Source organism: Microbacterium sp. JZ101, from assembly GCF_053903175.1.
Genome location: NZ_CP096400.1, coordinates 1,150,189 through 1,164,613, shown reverse-complemented (window position 1 = coordinate 1,164,613; position 14,425 = coordinate 1,150,189). Strand labels below are relative to the sequence as shown.

Genomic DNA, 14,425 nt, shown 5'->3' with positions numbered 1-14,425 from the left:
CGTCACTGGGTGATGAGCTTCGACAGGAAGTCCTTGGCACGGTCCGACCGGGGATTCGTGAAGAACTCCTCGGGCGTCGCCTGCTCGACGATCTGCCCATCCGCCATGAACACGACGCGATTCGCGGCCCTGCGCGCGAATCCCATCTCGTGCGTGACGACGATCATCGTCATGCCCTCGCGTGCGAGACCGACCATGACGTCGAGCACCTCGTTGATCATCTCGGGGTCGAGCGCGCTCGTCGGCTCGTCGAAGAGCATGACCTTCGGATGCATCGCGAGAGCGCGTGCGATCGCGACGCGCTGCTGCTGGCCGCCCGAGAGCTGGGCGGGGAGCTTCGACGCCTGCTGGCCCACGCCGACGCGGTCGAGCAGCGCCCTGGCCTCCTTCTCGGCGTCGGCCTTCTTCATGCCGCGGACCCGGATCGGGCCGAGGGTCACGTTCTCGAGGATCGTGAGGTGCGAGAAGAGGTTGAACGACTGGAACACCATGCCGACCTCGGCGCGGAGATTCGCGAGCGCCTTGCCCTCCTTGGGCAGCTCCTTGCCGTCGATCGTGATCGTGCCGCTCGTGATCGTCTCGAGGCGGTTGATCGTGCGGCACAGCGTCGACTTGCCCGAGCCGGACGGCCCGATGACGACGACGACCTCGCCCTTGTCGACGGTGAGGTCGATGTCCTTCAGGGCGTGGAAATCTCCGTAGTGCTTCTGCACGTCCTTGATGACGACGAGGGGCTCAGCCATGGGCCCACCCTAGGCGCACTCTGAGCATCGGCTGAACACCGACGCGGGAGCCTTTACCGAGTTGTAACGGGTCGACGGCGGCTCAGCCGGCCGCGCGCTGCGCGAACGCGGTCTCGTAGAGGCACACGCTCGCGGCGGTCGCGAGGTTGAGCGACTCGGCCTTCCCGTAGATGGGGAGGCGCAGCGCGCCGTCGGCGAGGGCGAGCGCCTCGTCGGCGAGCCCGCGCGCCTCGTTCCCGAACAGCCATCCCATCGGGCGAGCGAGCGCGCCGCTCTCCCGCGCCGCGAGGAGGTCGTCGCCCTTCACGTCGGCCGCGAGGACAGCGAGTCCCGCGCCCTTCGCGCGCGTGATGACGTCCTCGAGCTCCGCGCCGACCGCGACCGGCACGTGGAAGAGCGACCCGGTGGTCGAGCGGACGACCTTGGGGTTGTACGGGTCGACCGTGCGGCCCGTGAGGATCACGGCGTCCGCGCCCGCGGCATCGGCCGCCCGGATGATCGTGCCCAGGTTGCCGGGATCGCGCACCTCCTCGCAGATCGCGATGAGGCGCGGCTCTGCCGCGAACACGTCCTTCAGCGCCGTGGGGTTCTGCTTCGCCACCGCGACGAACCCCTGCGGCGTGACCGTGTCGGCCATCGACTCGAGGACGGGCTCGGTGACGAACTCGATGTCGACGCCCTCGTCGATCAGCTGAGCACGGAGGTCGGCGTGCTTCTCGAGCGCCGTCGGCGTCGCGAAGAGCTCGACGATCACGTCGGGGCGGTAGGTCACCGCCTCGCGCACGGCCTGCGGCCCCTCCAGGAGGAACAGCCCCGTCTCCTTGCGCGCGACGCGCCTCGCCAGCTTCGCTACGGCCCGCACACGCGGCGACCGGGGATTCTCCAGCACATGTCAAGTCTAGGGACATGACAAGAGGGCGCCCCTCACGGGACGCCCTCTTGCGGAGATCGTGTCAGATCACGCAGCCGACTTCGGCGCGTTCACGTCGCCCGGCAGCGCCTTCTTGGCGACGTCGACGAGCGCGGCGAACGTGGCGGGCTCGTTCACGGCGAGCTCGGCCAGCATGCGGCGGTCCACCTCGACACCCGCGAGGCCGAGGCCCTGGATGAGGCGGTTGTAGGTGAGGCCGTTGGCGCGGCTCGCAGCGTTGATGCGCTGGATCCACAGGCGACGGAAGTCGCCCTTGCGCTGGCGGCGGTCACGGTACGCGTAGACGAGCGAGTGGGTGACCTGCTCCTTCGCCTTCCGGTACAGACGCGAACGCTGTCCGCGGTAGCCCGAGGCGCGCTCGAGGATGACGCGACGCTTCTTCTGCGCATTGACTGCGCGCTTGACTCTAGCCATTCTTCATACTTCCTAACGAACGTGCGTCGCGGTCAGCGACCGAGGAGCTTCTTGACGACCTTGAGGTCGTTGCCAGAGATGACCTGGTCCTGGTTCAGGCGGCGGGTGCGGCGGCTCGACTTGTGCTCGAGGTTGTGACGCATGTTCGCCTGCTGCTTCTTGATCTTGCCGCTGCCGGTGATCTTGAAGCGCTTCTTGCTGCCCGAGTGGGTCTTCTGCTTCGGCATCTTCTTCTTTTCCTTACGTCTGCGCCCCACGGGGCGACGTTGTGTGCAACCCGCCGCGGCGGGAAGTTCTCGGGACTACTCCCCGGCGGGAGCGGCCTTGGCCTCGCGCTGCGCCTGCTTGTTGGCTGCGCGGGCGGCGTTCTGCTCGGCCTTCGCCTCCGACTTGTTCTTGTGCGGAGCGATCACCATCACCATGTTGCGGCCGTCGATCGTCGGGCGCGACTCCACGGAGCCGAACTCCGAGACGTCCTCGGCGAACTTCTGCAGCAGGCGCACGCCCTGATCGGGACGCGACTGCTCGCGTCCGCGGAACAGGATCATCGCCTTGACCTTGTCGCCGGCCTGCAGGAAGCCCTCGGCACGCTTGCGCTTGGTGTCGTAGTCGTGCTGGTCGATCTTCAGGCGGAAGCGGACCTCCTTGAGGACCGTGTTCGCCTGGTTGCGGCGTGCTTCCTTGGCCTTCTGGGCGGCCTCGTACTTGAACTTCCCGTAGTCCATGATCTTGACCACGGGAGGACGAGAGTTGGGGGCCACCTCGACGAGGTCGAGGTCTGCCTCCTGCGCCAGGCGCAGAGCCACCTCGATACGGACGACGCCGATCTGCTCGCCTGCCGGGCCGACGAGTCGGACCTCTGGCACGCGGATGCGCTCGTTGGTGCGGGGATCGCTGATGCGGAACTCCTTGGGTGCGAGATTCGAGCCTCCGCAGCTGCGAGGGTCGCGGCTGCGGGCGGGAGAGTCTTCAGCATCCACCCGAGCACGACGACACGCATCGGCTCGACACCCTGATCGACTCGCGCAGACGCGAGCGGAGTGTGCATGACCCGGTAGCCTGGAACGGCAAGCGCGGGTGGGAACTGAATCCTCTTTCGTCCGGAGAGCACTCCGGAGCCCGCAGAAGTCTAACAGAGAGCGGACCATGAGCGCCATTCCCGCGGACAACTCCCCCTTCGACCCCGAGCGCCACGCGCGATGGGAGGAGCAGGAGCAGGCGTCGGCGGCGACAGATGCCGTCCGCGACATCGCCGACGTCGCGGCCGTCGAGGTCATCGCCTCCGGCTGCGTGCACCTCATGAGCGCCGCCGCCGTCAAGCTCGGTCTCGCCGACTCGCCGGACGCCGACGACCTCGTCGATCTCGACGAGGCGCGCAAGCTCATCAACGCCCTCGCGGGACTCGTCACGGCCGCGGCGCCCGAGATCAGCGACATGCACGCGCGGCCGATCCGGGATGGCCTGCGCTCGCTTCAGCTGCGCTTCCGCGAGCTGTCGACGATCCCCGACGCCCCCGGCAAGGGGCCGGGCGAGAAGTGGACGGGGCCGGTCGTCTGACGCCCGACGCGGCGGCCCCACGTCTCAGGCGGCGTCGAGTTTGACCTGGAGCGAGTCGACGAGCACGGCGATCCGGTCGTCGGCGGCCCAGCGGCGCGCGAGACGCTGGAGGACGGCGTCGAGCTCGGACCGGTCGAGGCCCGCGATGAGCTTCAGGCGCACGATGAGCTCCGGGCCGGCGAGCCGCGCGCCCGGATCCCCTGCCTCCACGCCGACGTCGACGACGGCGAGCTCCCCCGCCACGCTGTCCTGCAGCCCGAGGAAGACGTCGGGATTGGCCGGGGCGGGCTCCCACCCCTGATCCTGCGCGATCGCCCACACGGCAGGGCGGCGCACGACGAACTCGGTCGGGCTCGTCGGGTCGAGCACGATGAGGTCGGTGTCCTCGCCCGCCGCCGAGAGCGCAGCGCGCGTGCCCGCAACCGGGATCGGCCGCGCCTTCGGGTCCCACGCGGACATGGTGTCGACGCAGGAGAAGAGCGGAAGCACCTTGCGCCCGTCTGGCGCGGCCACGGTCACGATCGAGAGCTCCTGGGTCTTGTCGACCGTGAGGCCGTTCGGCCCGACGCCCTCGTCGCCCTTCTCCGTGACGAGCGGCACGAGCACGCGCGCCGTCCGCAGGGCGTCGACGACCGCGCGCTGAGAGCCGGACCCGGCACGGAACGACGTCAGCGCCTCCCACAGGGCGGGATCGGCTGAGCCGTCGTCGCCTGCCGCCGGGTTCGGCTGGAACCGGCGACCCTCCCAGGGGACGCCGGCGGAGTCGGCGGAGTTGTCAGTACCCCGCGACATCCAGTGCCTCGGCGAGCGTGAACGCACCGGCGTAGAGCGCCTTGCCCACGATCGCCCCTTCGACGCCGAGCGGCACGAGCTCACGCAGCGCGACGATGTCGTCGAGGCTCGACACGCCACCCGAGGCGACGATCGGCTTGGGCGTGCGCTGCGCCATCTCGCGGAGCAGCTCGATGTTGGGGCCGCGCAGCGTGCCGTCCTTGGTGACGTCCGTGACGACGTAGCGGCTGCAGCCGGCCTCCTCGAGGCGGTCGAGCACCTCCCAGAGGTCGCCGCCGTCCTGGGTCCAGCCGCGCGCGGCCAGCGTCGTCCCGCGCACGTCGAGGCCGACCGCGATCGCCTCGCCGTAGCGGCTGATCACGGAGGCCGTCCACTCGGGGTTCTCGAGGGCCGCCGTGCCGAGGTTGATGCGCTGGGCGCCGCTCTCGAGCGCCGCCTCGAGCGAGGCGTCGTCCCGGATGCCGCCGGACAGCTCGACGTTGACGCCGCGCATGTGCTTGATCACCTTGCGCAGGATGCCGGCGTTGCTGCCCCGGCCGAACGCGGCGTCGAGGTCGACGAGGTGGATCCAGTCCGCCCCCTGGCTCTTCCAGTTCTCCGCGGCCTCGATGGGGTCGCCGTAGCTCGTCTCCGAACCGGCCTCGCCCTGCGTCAGGCGGACGGCCTTGCCGTCCGCGACGTCGACGGCAGGGAGGAGGGTGAGAGCGGGAGTGGATGCGAAATCGTTCATGTCACCTCGTGCTCGCAGGCATCTCCTGCCGACGCACGAGTCAAGAGACTAGACCCGTGCCGCCCCCGACTCCAAGTCGACGCGGCTCAGCCTGCGCGGCGCAGCCCGTCGACCCAGTTGCGGAGCAGGCGGATGCCCGCCTCGCCCGACTTCTCGGGGTGGAACTGCGTCGCGCTGAGCGGTCCGTTCTCGACCGCGGCGAGGAACCGGCCGCCATGCGTCGCCCACGTCAGGACGGGCTGCGGGAACGGCGGATCGACCTCGAGCTCCCACTGCTGCGCGGCGTAGGAGTGCACGAAGTAGAACCGCTCGGACTCGAGCCCCTGGAAGAGGCGCGAGCGCTCCCCCGCCTCGAGGGTGTTCCAGCCCATGTGCGGCACGACCGGGGCGTCGAGCTCGGTCACGGTCCCCGGCCACTCCGCGAGGCCCTCCGTCTCGACCCCGCGCTCGATGCCGCGGGCGAAGAGCACCTGCATGCCGACGCAGATCCCGAGGACGGGGCGCCCTCCCGCGAGGCGGCGCTCGATGAGCTCGCCGCCACGGATCGCGTTCAGCTGCTCCATGACCGCCTGGAACGCGCCGACGCCGGGCACGAGCAGCCCGTCGGCCGCGAGCACCGCCTCGCGGTCGCGCGTCAGCTCGACGTCGGCGCCTGCGGCCTCGAGCGCCTTGACGGCGGAGTGCACGTTGCCCGACCCGTAGTCGAGCACCGCGACGGTCGGTCGCTCGTCGCTCACAGTGCGCCCTTGGTCGAGGGAATGCCCTCGACGAGCGGATCGAGGGCCTTGGCCTGACGGAACGCGCGCGCGAAGGCCTTGTACTCCGCTTCGGCGATGTGGTGCGGGTCGCGGCCGTTCAGCACGCGGACGTGCACGGTCAGGCCCGCGTTGAACGCGAGGGCCTCGAACGTGTGGCGCACGAGCGAGCCCGTGAAGTGGCCGCCGATGAGGTGCTGCTCGAAGCCCGCCGGCTCCCCCGTGTGCACGAGGTAGGGACGCCCCGAGATGTCGACGACGGCCTGTGCCAGCGCCTCGTCGAGCGGGACGAGGGCGTCGCCGTAGCGCGAGATCCCGGCCTTGTCGCCCAGCGCCTCGCGGATGGCCTGCCCGAGCACGATCGCCGTGTCCTCGACCGTGTGGTGCGCGTCGATGTGGGTGTCGCCGGTCGCCTTCACGGTGAGATCGGTGAGCGAGTGCTTCGCGAACGCCGTGAGCATGTGGTCGAAGAACGGCACGCTCGTGTCGATGCTGCTCCTGCCCGTTCCGTCGAGGTCGAGCTCGAGCTCGATGCTCGACTCGCTCGTGGAACGGGTGCGGCGCGCGGTACGGGTCATGCTCCGATTCTACCGGCGCGACCCGACCGGGCTCCTCGCGCGCTCAGCGGCCGATCTCGGCGAGCGCGTCGAGGAAGGCGCTCGTCTCGTCCTCGGTCCCCGCGGTCACCCGGAGGTGTCCGGGGATGCCGATGTCGCGGATGAGCACGCCGCGGTCGTAGAGCGCCTGCCAGGTCGCGTGCGGATCCTCCACGCCGCCGAACAGGACGAAGTTCGACCACGTCGGGTACACGGTGTAGCCGAGCGCCTCGAGCGTGGCCGAGATCCGGTCGCGCTGCTCGACGATCTCGTCGACCATCGCGAGCATCGTGTCGGCGTGACGCAGGGCCGCGGAAGCCGCCGCCTGCGTGAGCGCGCTGAGGTGGTACGGGAGGCGGACGAGGCGGAGGGCGTCGACGACCGCGGGGTCCGCGGCGAGGTAGCCGACGCGCGCGCCCGCGAACGCGAACGCCTTGCTCATGGTGCGCGAGACGACGAGCCGGGGCCGCCCGGGCAGCAGCTGGAGCGCCGAGGGCACGTCGCGCGGCGCGAACTCGCGGTACGCCTCGTCGACGATGACGATGCCGTCGGTCGCGTCGTAGACGGCTTCCACGACGTCGTTCTCGAGCGGCGTCCCCGTCGGGTTGTTCGGTGCGCACAGGAACACGACGTCGGGCCGGGCCTCCGCGACCTGCGCGGCCGCGCTCTCGGGCGTGAGGGAGAAGTTCGCCCCCCGCTCCCCCGACACGAACGTCGCGCCGACGCCGCGCGTCAGCAGCGTGTACATCGAGTAGGTGGGGGCGAAGCCGAACGCCGTCCGCCCCGGTCCGGCGAACGCCTGGAGGAGGTGCTGCAGCACCTCGTTCGAGCCGTTCGCGGCCCAGATCTGCTCGGGCTCGAGCCCGTGCCCGAGGTACTCCGCGAACCCTTCGCGGAGCGCCGTGAACTCGCGATCCGGGTAGCGGTTCACATCCCGCAGCGCGAGGGCGACCGAGTCCGCGATGTCGTCGGCGACCTCGTCGGGGATCGGGTGCGTGTTCTCGTTGACGTTCAGCGCGACGGGCAGCGGCGCCTGCGGAGCGCCGTAGGGCTGCTGTCCGCGGAGGTCGTCGCGCAGGGGGAGGTCATCGAGAGAGACGGTCACCCGTCCATGCTAGAGCGCGCGACGGACTCACTCGCCCGTCGAGTAGGCGGCGGGGATGGCGATCTCCTGCCCCGCGGCGATGTCGCTCCCCGGGAGCTGGTTGAGGTGCAGGATCTCGTCGACGACGTCGCGCGGGTCCGCCTCGGGGGCGACCGCCTGCGCGATGTCCCACAGGGTGTCGCCCGCCATGACCGTGACGGTGTCGAAGGTGCCGGCAGGCGCACTGTCCTCGCGCGAGGCGAGGGCCGCGCCGCCGCTGAGCACCCCGAATCCGATCGCCGCGACGAGCGGAGCCGCGGCGAGCGCGGCGAGGACCCGGCGGCCGCGCACCGTGAGGCGGAGGCGGGTCGAGCGTGCCGGAGCGGAGCTGTTCGTGCGCATGGCGGTTCCTTCCTGTAGATCACTTCGAGTCCGTCTGCTCGGCCGGGAGAGACGGACCCGAAGTGATGTTCCGAACCTATCTTCGATGTGGTCGCGGTGTCAAGAACTCTCTTCGAACGGGTTTCGCGACTTCTGCGAGACACGCTCGAACAAATCTCCCGGAATCCCGTCGAGATCCGCTAGCGTCGTCCTGACGGGACCACCACATCACGCACCTCCGACATTCGAGCGGGGCAGCGAAGGAGCACGACATGACGGATGCGGGCACGCGCGAGGAGAAGCCGCGCACGCGGCGGCGCAAGAACCTGAGCGACAAGCAGCTGGCCATCCTCGAGGTCATCCAGCGCTCCATCCAGCACAACGGCTACCCGCCGAGCATGCGCGAGATCGGCGACGCGGTCGGACTGAAGTCGCTCTCGAGCGTGACGCATCAGCTCGGGCAGCTCGAGCTGAGCGGCTACCTGCGTCGCGACCCCGGGAAGACCCGCGCGATGGAGGTGCTCATCGATCTCCCGGGCTCGGCGGCGGAGAACCCGGCCGACTCGGGCCCCGCGGTCGGCGACGCCGCTCTCGTGCCGCTGGTCGGCCGCATCGCCGCCGGCGTCCCGATCACGGCCGAGCAGCAGGTCGAGGAGATCTTCCCCCTCCCCCGACAGCTCGTCGGCAAGGGCGAGCTCTTCATGCTCAAGGTCAGCGGCGAGTCGATGATCGACGCGGCGATCTGCGACGGCGACTGGGTCGTCATCCGATCGCAGGGCACGGCGGAGAACGGCGACATCGTCGCGGCCATGGTCGACGGCGAGGCGACCGTCAAGACGTTCCGTCAGCGCGACGGCCACACCTGGCTCCTCCCGCGCAACTCGGCGTTCGAGCCGATCCTCGCCGACGACGCTGTGGTCCTCGGCAAGGTCGTCGCTATCCTGCGCGCGGTCTGACGGCGCACACGAGGAGGGCGGGAGCCGGTCGGCTCCCGCCCTCCTCGTGTGCCGGGAGCGAACCGGCGGTCAGGAAGCCGCGGTCTCGCGCAGCGCGACCCCGGCTTCGCGCAGCACCGCGAGCACGGTCTCGTGCTCGTTGAAGGCGTAGAGGTGGATGCCCGGGGCCCCGCCGGCGAGCACCTCGCGCGCGAGGTCCGCCGCGTAGGCGATGCCGATCTCCCTGCGGCCCTCGGGGGTCGGCTCGACCTCGAGCGCGATCGACAGCTCCGACGGCAGGGGCTCGCCCGTGAGCTCGAGCATGCGCGCGAGCTTGGCGGGAGAGGTCACGGGCATGATGCCGGGGAGGATCGGGATGGTCACGCCCGCGGCCCGGGCGCGATCGACGAAGCGCAGGTAGTCGTCGGCATGGAAGAAGAGCTGGGTGATCGCGGCCTCGGCGCCGGCCGCCTGCTTCGCGAGGAGCGCATCGAGGTGCTCGAGCGGATGGCGCGAGCGCGGATGCCCGTTGGGGAAGGCCGCGACGAGCGTGCGCGCACGCGGGGCGCGGTCCACCCGCACCGCCTCGGGAACGCCCGGGATCGTCGTCTCGCCGTAGGGAGCGCGCTCGGCCTGCACGCGGTGGATGAGCTGGACCAGCTCGGCCGAGGTCCGCAGGTCGCCCAGGAACGCGTCGTCCTCGTCCTTCCCGGCGGGCGGGTCGCCGCGGATGGCGAGGAAGCTGAGGATGCCCGCGTCGAGGAACTCGCGGATGAGGGCGCTCGCCGTCGCGTAGTCGTTGCCGACGCACGTGAGGTGAGCGAGCGGCTCGACGTCCGTGTTCTCGCGGATCCACCGCAGCACGCGCAGCGACGCACCGCCCGTGGAGCCGCCCGCGCCGTACGTGACGGAGAGGAAGTCCGGGCCTGCTGCGGCCAGGCGGCGGATGGTCTCCTCGAGAGCCGCGGTGCGCGCGGGCGTGCGCGGCGGGTACAGCTCGAACGAGAACGGCGTGGCCGACGTCGCCATGTCCCTCCTCCGTGCTCTCCGGTCGCCGCGGCGATCCCCTGCCGCCGCATCCGGCCTCTCCTCTCCCGACCGTAGTCGCCCGCGCGCGGACGCGGGAGCATCTGTGACGCTCCGTGTCGGAACGTCGCCGGTTACCGTGGAGGACATGACGCAGACGCTCCCGTTCGGCTCGTGGCCGTCGCCCATCGCGGCGTCCGACATCGCGGGGAACTCCCCGCGCCTCGGCGACGCGCGGTTCGTCGGGGGCGACGTGTGGTGGGCCGAGGGCGTCGCGGCCGAGCGGGGGCGCACAGCGGTGCTGCGGGCGAGCGACGGCGCGAGCGTCCTTCCCGCGCCCTGGAGCGCGCGGTCTCGCGTCCACGAGTACGGCGGCGGCGCGTGGACCGCGGCCGACGACGGCGCACTCCTCTTCGTCGAGCAGTCGGATCAGCGCGTGTACCTGCGCACGGCCGATGCGGAGCCCATCCCGCTCACGCCCGCGGGCACCGGCATGGCGTTCGGCGACCTCGTCCTCGCGGAGGGCCGACTGTGGGCGGTCCGCGAGACGCAGGGCGCCACGGGGGCTCCCCGTCGCGACATCGTCGTCATCCCGCTCGACGGCAGCGCGGCGGAGGACGCGTCCGCGATCGTGAGCGTCGTCGCAGGGAGCGACTTCGTCGCCTACCCCGCACCGCGCGCTGGCCGGCTCGCGTGGATCGCGTGGGACCATCCGGACATGCCGTGGGATGCCGCGGAGCTGCGCGTCGGGCGCATCGAATCGGATGGGCGCGTGCGCCGCTGGACAACACTCGCCGGCGGGCGCGGCGTCGCGGACGGGCAGGATGTGTCGGCGCTGCAACCCGAATGGGCGGCGGACGATGAGCTCCTCTTCGTCGCGGACCCTCCTGCCGCGCCCGGCGGCCCTGCCCGATGGAACCTCCGCCGCGCCCGGCTCGACGCGGCCGGAGGCGCCGTCGTGGAGCCGCTCCTGCCTTCCGACGCCGACACGGGCGGGCCGCTCTGGAATCTCGGGACCCGCTGGTACGCGCGGCTCGAGGACGGTCGGATCGCCGCGGTGCAGACGAACGGACGCGACCGGCTCGTGCTCGTCGATCCCGGAACGCGGGCGGTGACGGAGCTCGAGACGCCGCTCGGGCAGATGCTCGTCAAGGACGTCGACGGCGCGCGCCTGCTGCTGTCGGGCGCCGGCCCGCGGACGCCGGGCGGCATCTGGCTCCTCGACGTCGACGCGCGGACCTTCGCGCCGGTGCGCGGCGGGGAGACCGACCTCGACCCGGCGTGGATGCCCGAGGCTCTGCCGCTGTCGTTCCCCGGGCCGCGCGGCGATGTGCACGCCTTCGCATTTCCGCCGACGAACCCGCTCGCGACGGGCCCCGAGGGCGACCTGCCGCCGTATCTCGTGCTCGTGCACGGGGGCCCGACCGCGCACGTCTCGGGCGACCTCTCCCTCGCGGTCGCGTACTTCACGAGCCGGGGCATCGGCGTGCTCGATGTCAACTACGGCGGATCGACCGGCTACGGGCGCGCGTACCGCGAGCGCCTCAAGGGCGGATGGGGCGTGGTCGACGTCGAGGACGTCGCGGCCGCCGCGCGCGGCATCGCCGAAGCCGGCATCGCCGACCCCGCGCGCCTCGCGGTGCGCGGAGGATCCGCGGGCGGATGGACCGTGCTGTGCGCGATCGCCGACACCGACGTGTTCTCGGCCGGGATCAGCCGCTACGGCGTCGCCGACCTGCGGATGCTCGTCGCCGAGACGCACGATTTCGAGGCGCGCTACATCGACGGCCTCGTCGGCCCGCTCCCCGAGGCGGAGGAGCTGTACGCGAGGCGATCGCCGCTGTCTCGCCCCGAAGCGCTCCGCACGCCCCTCCTCATCCTCCAGGGCGCGGACGACCCGGTCGTGCCGCCCTCGCAGGCCGAGGCGCTGCGCGACGCGCTCGCGGCGAACGGGGTCCCGCACGCCTACCTGCTGTTCGAGGGCGAGGCGCACGGGTTCCGCGGACGCGAGGCGATCATCCGCTCGTTCGAGGCCGAGGTCGCGTTCCTCGGCGCCGTCCTCGGGTTCGAGACGCCCGGCGTGCCGCCCCTCGAGATCGAGGGCCTGTCCGACCCGCGGGGTACGGTCTGACGCGATGGAACTGACAGCGCTCGTGCTCGCCGCGATCGGCGGCGCCGACCTCATCCGCGCGGCAGCGCAGGGCGCGCGACTGCGCACGGCGGGCGTGTCTGCCGTGCTCGTCGTCTGCGCGCTCGCCGGCGGGGCGCTCGGCGCCGATCCGCTCGCGTCGCTCGTCCTGGCGCTGGGCCCGGTCGTCGCCGCGCTCGGCTGGCTCGCGACCATGCGCGCCGACGACTCTCCGCTCGGCTTCCTCCCGGTCGTGCTCCTGGGCGGCATCGCCCTGACGGCGATCGTCGTCCCGCCGCCCGCGGTCGCCATCCGCGTCGAGTGGGGGCAGGGCGAGGGCCTTCCCCTGTCGATCGTCCTCCTCGGGGCCGGCGGCGCCCTGTTCCTGCTCGAGTCGGCGAACCGGGTCGTCCGCACGGCGCTGCGCACGGAGGACGTCCCCGCGGACGGCGACGTCGCCCCGTCGCGGCGGCGGCGCCTCTTCGGCCAGCGGGGCGAGCGCGACACCGCGGCGCCCGACCCTCAGGACGTGCACACGCTCCGCGGCGGACGCCTCATCGGACCGCTCGAGCGGATCGTCGTCGGCGGCCTCCTGCTCGCGCACGCCTACCCGGTCGTCGCCGCGCTCATCGCGGCCAAGGGCATCGTGCGCTTCCCCGAGATCTCCCGCGACCGCGAGCGCGGCACGCAGGCGGAGTACTTCCTCGTCGGAAGCATGGTGAGCTGGGCGCAGGCGCTCGCGGTCACCGCCCTCGTGTGGCTGGGGTCCGCCGCGCTCGGCTGAGCGAGACGGACCCCGCCCTCACCCCGCGCTCGAGAAGCGCTCGAGCTCGGCGGCGAGACGCGGCGACACGCGCGCATGGACCCGCGTGCCCCCGGACTCGTGCTCCTGCTCGAGGAAGAGGCCGGTCTCGTGGATGGCCGAGATGAGATCGCCGCGGTCGTAGGGAACGAGGGCTCGCACCTCCACGGCGGGAACGGGAAGCGCCGCCTCCACGACGGCGCGGAGCTCCTCGATGCCCTCGCCCGTGCGGGACGAGACGAACACGGCGTCGGGCTCGAGACCGCGCAGCACGAGGCGCGCGTCCTCATCGATGAGATCGGCCTTGTTGAACACGATGATCTCGCGGATGTCGCGCGCGCCGACATCCGCCATCACATCGCGGACGGTCGCGATCTGGCCGGCCGGATCCGGGTGGTGCGCGTCGACGACGTGCACGATGACGTCGGCGTCGGCGACCTCCTCGAGCGTCGAGCGGAACGCCTCGACGAGCTGATGCGGCAGGTTGCGCACGAACCCGACCGTGTCGGCGAACGTGAACACGCGCCCGTCGGATGTCTCGGTGCGCCGCACGGTCGCGTCGAGCGTCGCGAAGAGCGCGTTCTCGACGAGCACCCCCGCGCTCGTGAGGCGGTTCAGAAGCGACGACTTGCCCGCGTTCGTGTACCCGGCGATCGCGACCGACGGGACGGTGTGCCGCTTGCGCTCGGAGCGCTTGGCGTCGCGCGCGGGCGCGAAATCCCTGATCTGCTTGCGCAGCTGCGCCATGCGGGTGCGGATGCGGCGGCGATCGAGCTCGATCTTCGTCTCACCCGGTCCGCGCGAGCCCATGCCCGCTCCGCCCGCGCCGACCTGTCCGCCCGCCTGTCGGCTCATCGACTCGCCCCAGCCGCGCAGACGCGGCAGGAGGTACTCGAGCTGGGCGAGCTCGACCTGGGCCTTGCCCTCTCGGGTCTTCGCGTGCTGGGCGAAGATGTCGAGGATGACGGCGGTCCGGTCGATCACCTTGACCTTGATGACGTCCTCGAGCGCACGCCGCTGGCTCGGGGCGAGCTCGGCGTCGGCGATCACGGTGTCGGCGCCGGCGGACATCACGATGTCCTTGAGCTCCTCCGCCTTGCCGCGCCCGATGTAGGTCGCGGGGTCGGGATGCGGGCGGCGCTGCAGGACGCCGTCGAGCACGGTCGAGCCCGCCGTCTCGGCGAGCGCGGCGAGCTCCCGCAGGGAGTTCTCCGCGTCGACGAGCGAGCCCTGCGCGTACACGCCCACGAGGACGACGTTCTCGAGACGCAGCTGGCGGTACTCGACCTCCGTGACGTCCTCGAGCTCGGTGGACAGACCGGCGACGCGTCGGAGTGCGTGGCGCGCCTCGAGGTCCCACTGGTCGCCGTCGGTCGTCGACCCGGCCGCGGTTCCCGCATCCTGCAGCGCCTGCGCTGCTCCGAAGATGCGGACGCCCGAGCGCGCCTCCGCGTGCGAGAGCACGCGATCGACCGGGTCCGTCGTCGGATCGGTCTGCACGTCGGGATGGAAGGTGTCGGTCAAAGGGTGCCTTTCGTGGTGGTGTGCGCT

General features: G+C 71.6%; 17 protein-coding genes. 4 read left to right on the top strand and 13 right to left on the bottom strand.

From position 1 onward, the window contains the following. Positions 1–2: 2 nt before the first annotated feature. From M1D56_RS05335 to infC, 5 genes are all read right to left on the bottom strand, one after another. Positions 3–743, bottom strand: coding sequence for an amino acid ABC transporter ATP-binding protein (locus tag M1D56_RS05335; protein WP_456284895.1), 741 nt, complete (start codon positions 741–743; stop codon positions 3–5). Positions 744–825: 82 nt separating this feature from the next. Next, the gene (locus M1D56_RS05330; RefSeq protein ID WP_324011932.1) at positions 826–1,632 is read right to left on the bottom strand and encodes a TrmH family RNA methyltransferase; all 807 of its coding nucleotides are present in this window, start codon (positions 1,630–1,632) and stop codon (positions 826–828) included. 69 nt (positions 1,633–1,701) lie between these two features. Continuing rightward, positions 1,702–2,088: a 50S ribosomal protein L20 gene (gene rplT, locus M1D56_RS05325; RefSeq protein ID WP_271174267.1), complete on the bottom strand. Its 387-nt coding sequence runs from the start codon at positions 2,086–2,088 to the stop codon at positions 1,702–1,704. 32 nt (positions 2,089–2,120) lie between these two features. Next, complete coding sequence (gene rpmI / locus M1D56_RS05320; RefSeq protein WP_259606271.1) at positions 2,121–2,315, bottom strand: 50S ribosomal protein L35; 195 nt, start codon at positions 2,313–2,315, stop codon at positions 2,121–2,123. Positions 2,316–2,390: 75 nt separating this feature from the next. After that, positions 2,391–2,954, bottom strand: a complete 564-nt coding sequence (gene infC, locus M1D56_RS05315) for a translation initiation factor IF-3 (RefSeq protein ID WP_271174266.1) — start codon at positions 2,952–2,954, stop codon at positions 2,391–2,393. A 280-nt stretch (positions 2,955–3,234) separates the two neighbouring features. Here infC and M1D56_RS05310 point away from each other — a divergent pair, with 280 nt between their 5' ends. Beyond that, positions 3,235–3,645, top strand: coding sequence for a DUF1844 domain-containing protein (locus tag M1D56_RS05310; RefSeq protein ID WP_271174265.1), 411 nt, complete (start codon positions 3,235–3,237; stop codon positions 3,643–3,645). Between the two features lie 24 nt (positions 3,646–3,669). On the opposite strand, the gene M1D56_RS05305 is transcribed toward M1D56_RS05310, so the two are convergent. The 6 genes from M1D56_RS05305 to M1D56_RS05280 form a co-directional block, all read right to left on the bottom strand. Then, positions 3,670–4,437, bottom strand: a complete 768-nt coding sequence (locus M1D56_RS05305) for an SseB family protein (RefSeq protein ID WP_456284894.1) — start codon at positions 4,435–4,437, stop codon at positions 3,670–3,672. Then, positions 4,421–5,167 carry a bifunctional 1-(5-phosphoribosyl)-5-((5-phosphoribosylamino)methylideneamino)imidazole-4-carboxamide isomerase/phosphoribosylanthranilate isomerase PriA gene (gene priA, locus M1D56_RS05300; RefSeq protein ID WP_271174263.1) on the bottom strand — a complete coding sequence of 249 codons (747 nt, stop codon included), beginning with the start codon at positions 5,165–5,167 and terminating at the stop codon, positions 4,421–4,423. Before priA ends, M1D56_RS05305 begins: the two co-directional genes overlap by 17 nt. A gap of 86 nt (positions 5,168–5,253) precedes the next feature. Beyond that, a complete protein-coding gene (gene hisH / locus M1D56_RS05295; protein WP_456284893.1) occupies positions 5,254–5,904 on the bottom strand; it encodes an imidazole glycerol phosphate synthase subunit HisH in 651 nt (216 codons plus the stop codon). Further along, the gene (gene hisB / locus M1D56_RS05290) at positions 5,901–6,500 is read right to left on the bottom strand and encodes an imidazoleglycerol-phosphate dehydratase HisB (protein WP_271174261.1); all 600 of its coding nucleotides are present in this window, start codon (positions 6,498–6,500) and stop codon (positions 5,901–5,903) included. The genes hisH and hisB overlap by 4 nt, the downstream gene beginning before the upstream one ends. 43 nt (positions 6,501–6,543) lie before the next feature. Then, positions 6,544–7,623 carry a histidinol-phosphate transaminase gene (locus tag M1D56_RS05285; RefSeq protein ID WP_282980027.1) on the bottom strand — a complete coding sequence of 360 codons (1,080 nt, stop codon included), beginning with the start codon at positions 7,621–7,623 and terminating at the stop codon, positions 6,544–6,546. Between the two features lie 27 nt (positions 7,624–7,650). Then, positions 7,651–8,004 carry a LysM peptidoglycan-binding domain-containing protein gene (locus tag M1D56_RS05280; protein WP_282980026.1) on the bottom strand — a complete coding sequence of 118 codons (354 nt, stop codon included), beginning with the start codon at positions 8,002–8,004 and terminating at the stop codon, positions 7,651–7,653. A gap of 251 nt (positions 8,005–8,255) precedes the next feature. Here M1D56_RS05280 and lexA point away from each other — a divergent pair, with 251 nt between their 5' ends. Further along, positions 8,256–8,939, top strand: a complete 684-nt coding sequence (gene lexA / locus M1D56_RS05275; protein ID WP_271174258.1) for a transcriptional repressor LexA — start codon at positions 8,256–8,258, stop codon at positions 8,937–8,939. Positions 8,940–9,008: 69 nt separating this feature from the next. On the opposite strand, the gene M1D56_RS05270 is transcribed toward lexA, so the two are convergent. Further along, positions 9,009–9,947, bottom strand: a complete 939-nt coding sequence (locus M1D56_RS05270) for a methylenetetrahydrofolate reductase (RefSeq protein ID WP_324011941.1) — start codon at positions 9,945–9,947, stop codon at positions 9,009–9,011. A 145-nt stretch (positions 9,948–10,092) separates the two neighbouring features. On the opposite strand from M1D56_RS05270, the gene M1D56_RS05265 reads away from it, so the two are divergent. Beyond that, a complete protein-coding gene (locus tag M1D56_RS05265; protein ID WP_456284892.1) occupies positions 10,093–12,075 on the top strand; it encodes an alpha/beta hydrolase family protein in 1,983 nt (660 codons plus the stop codon). Between the two features lie 4 nt (positions 12,076–12,079). Beyond that, a complete protein-coding gene (locus tag M1D56_RS05260; RefSeq protein WP_456284891.1) occupies positions 12,080–12,856 on the top strand; it encodes a hypothetical protein in 777 nt (258 codons plus the stop codon). Positions 12,857–12,874: 18 nt separating this feature from the next. Here M1D56_RS05260 and hflX read toward each other — a convergent pair whose 3' ends face one another. Beyond that, positions 12,875–14,398: a GTPase HflX gene (gene hflX / locus M1D56_RS05255; RefSeq protein WP_271174254.1), complete on the bottom strand. Its 1,524-nt coding sequence runs from the start codon at positions 14,396–14,398 to the stop codon at positions 12,875–12,877. Positions 14,399–14,425 lie beyond the last annotated feature (27 nt).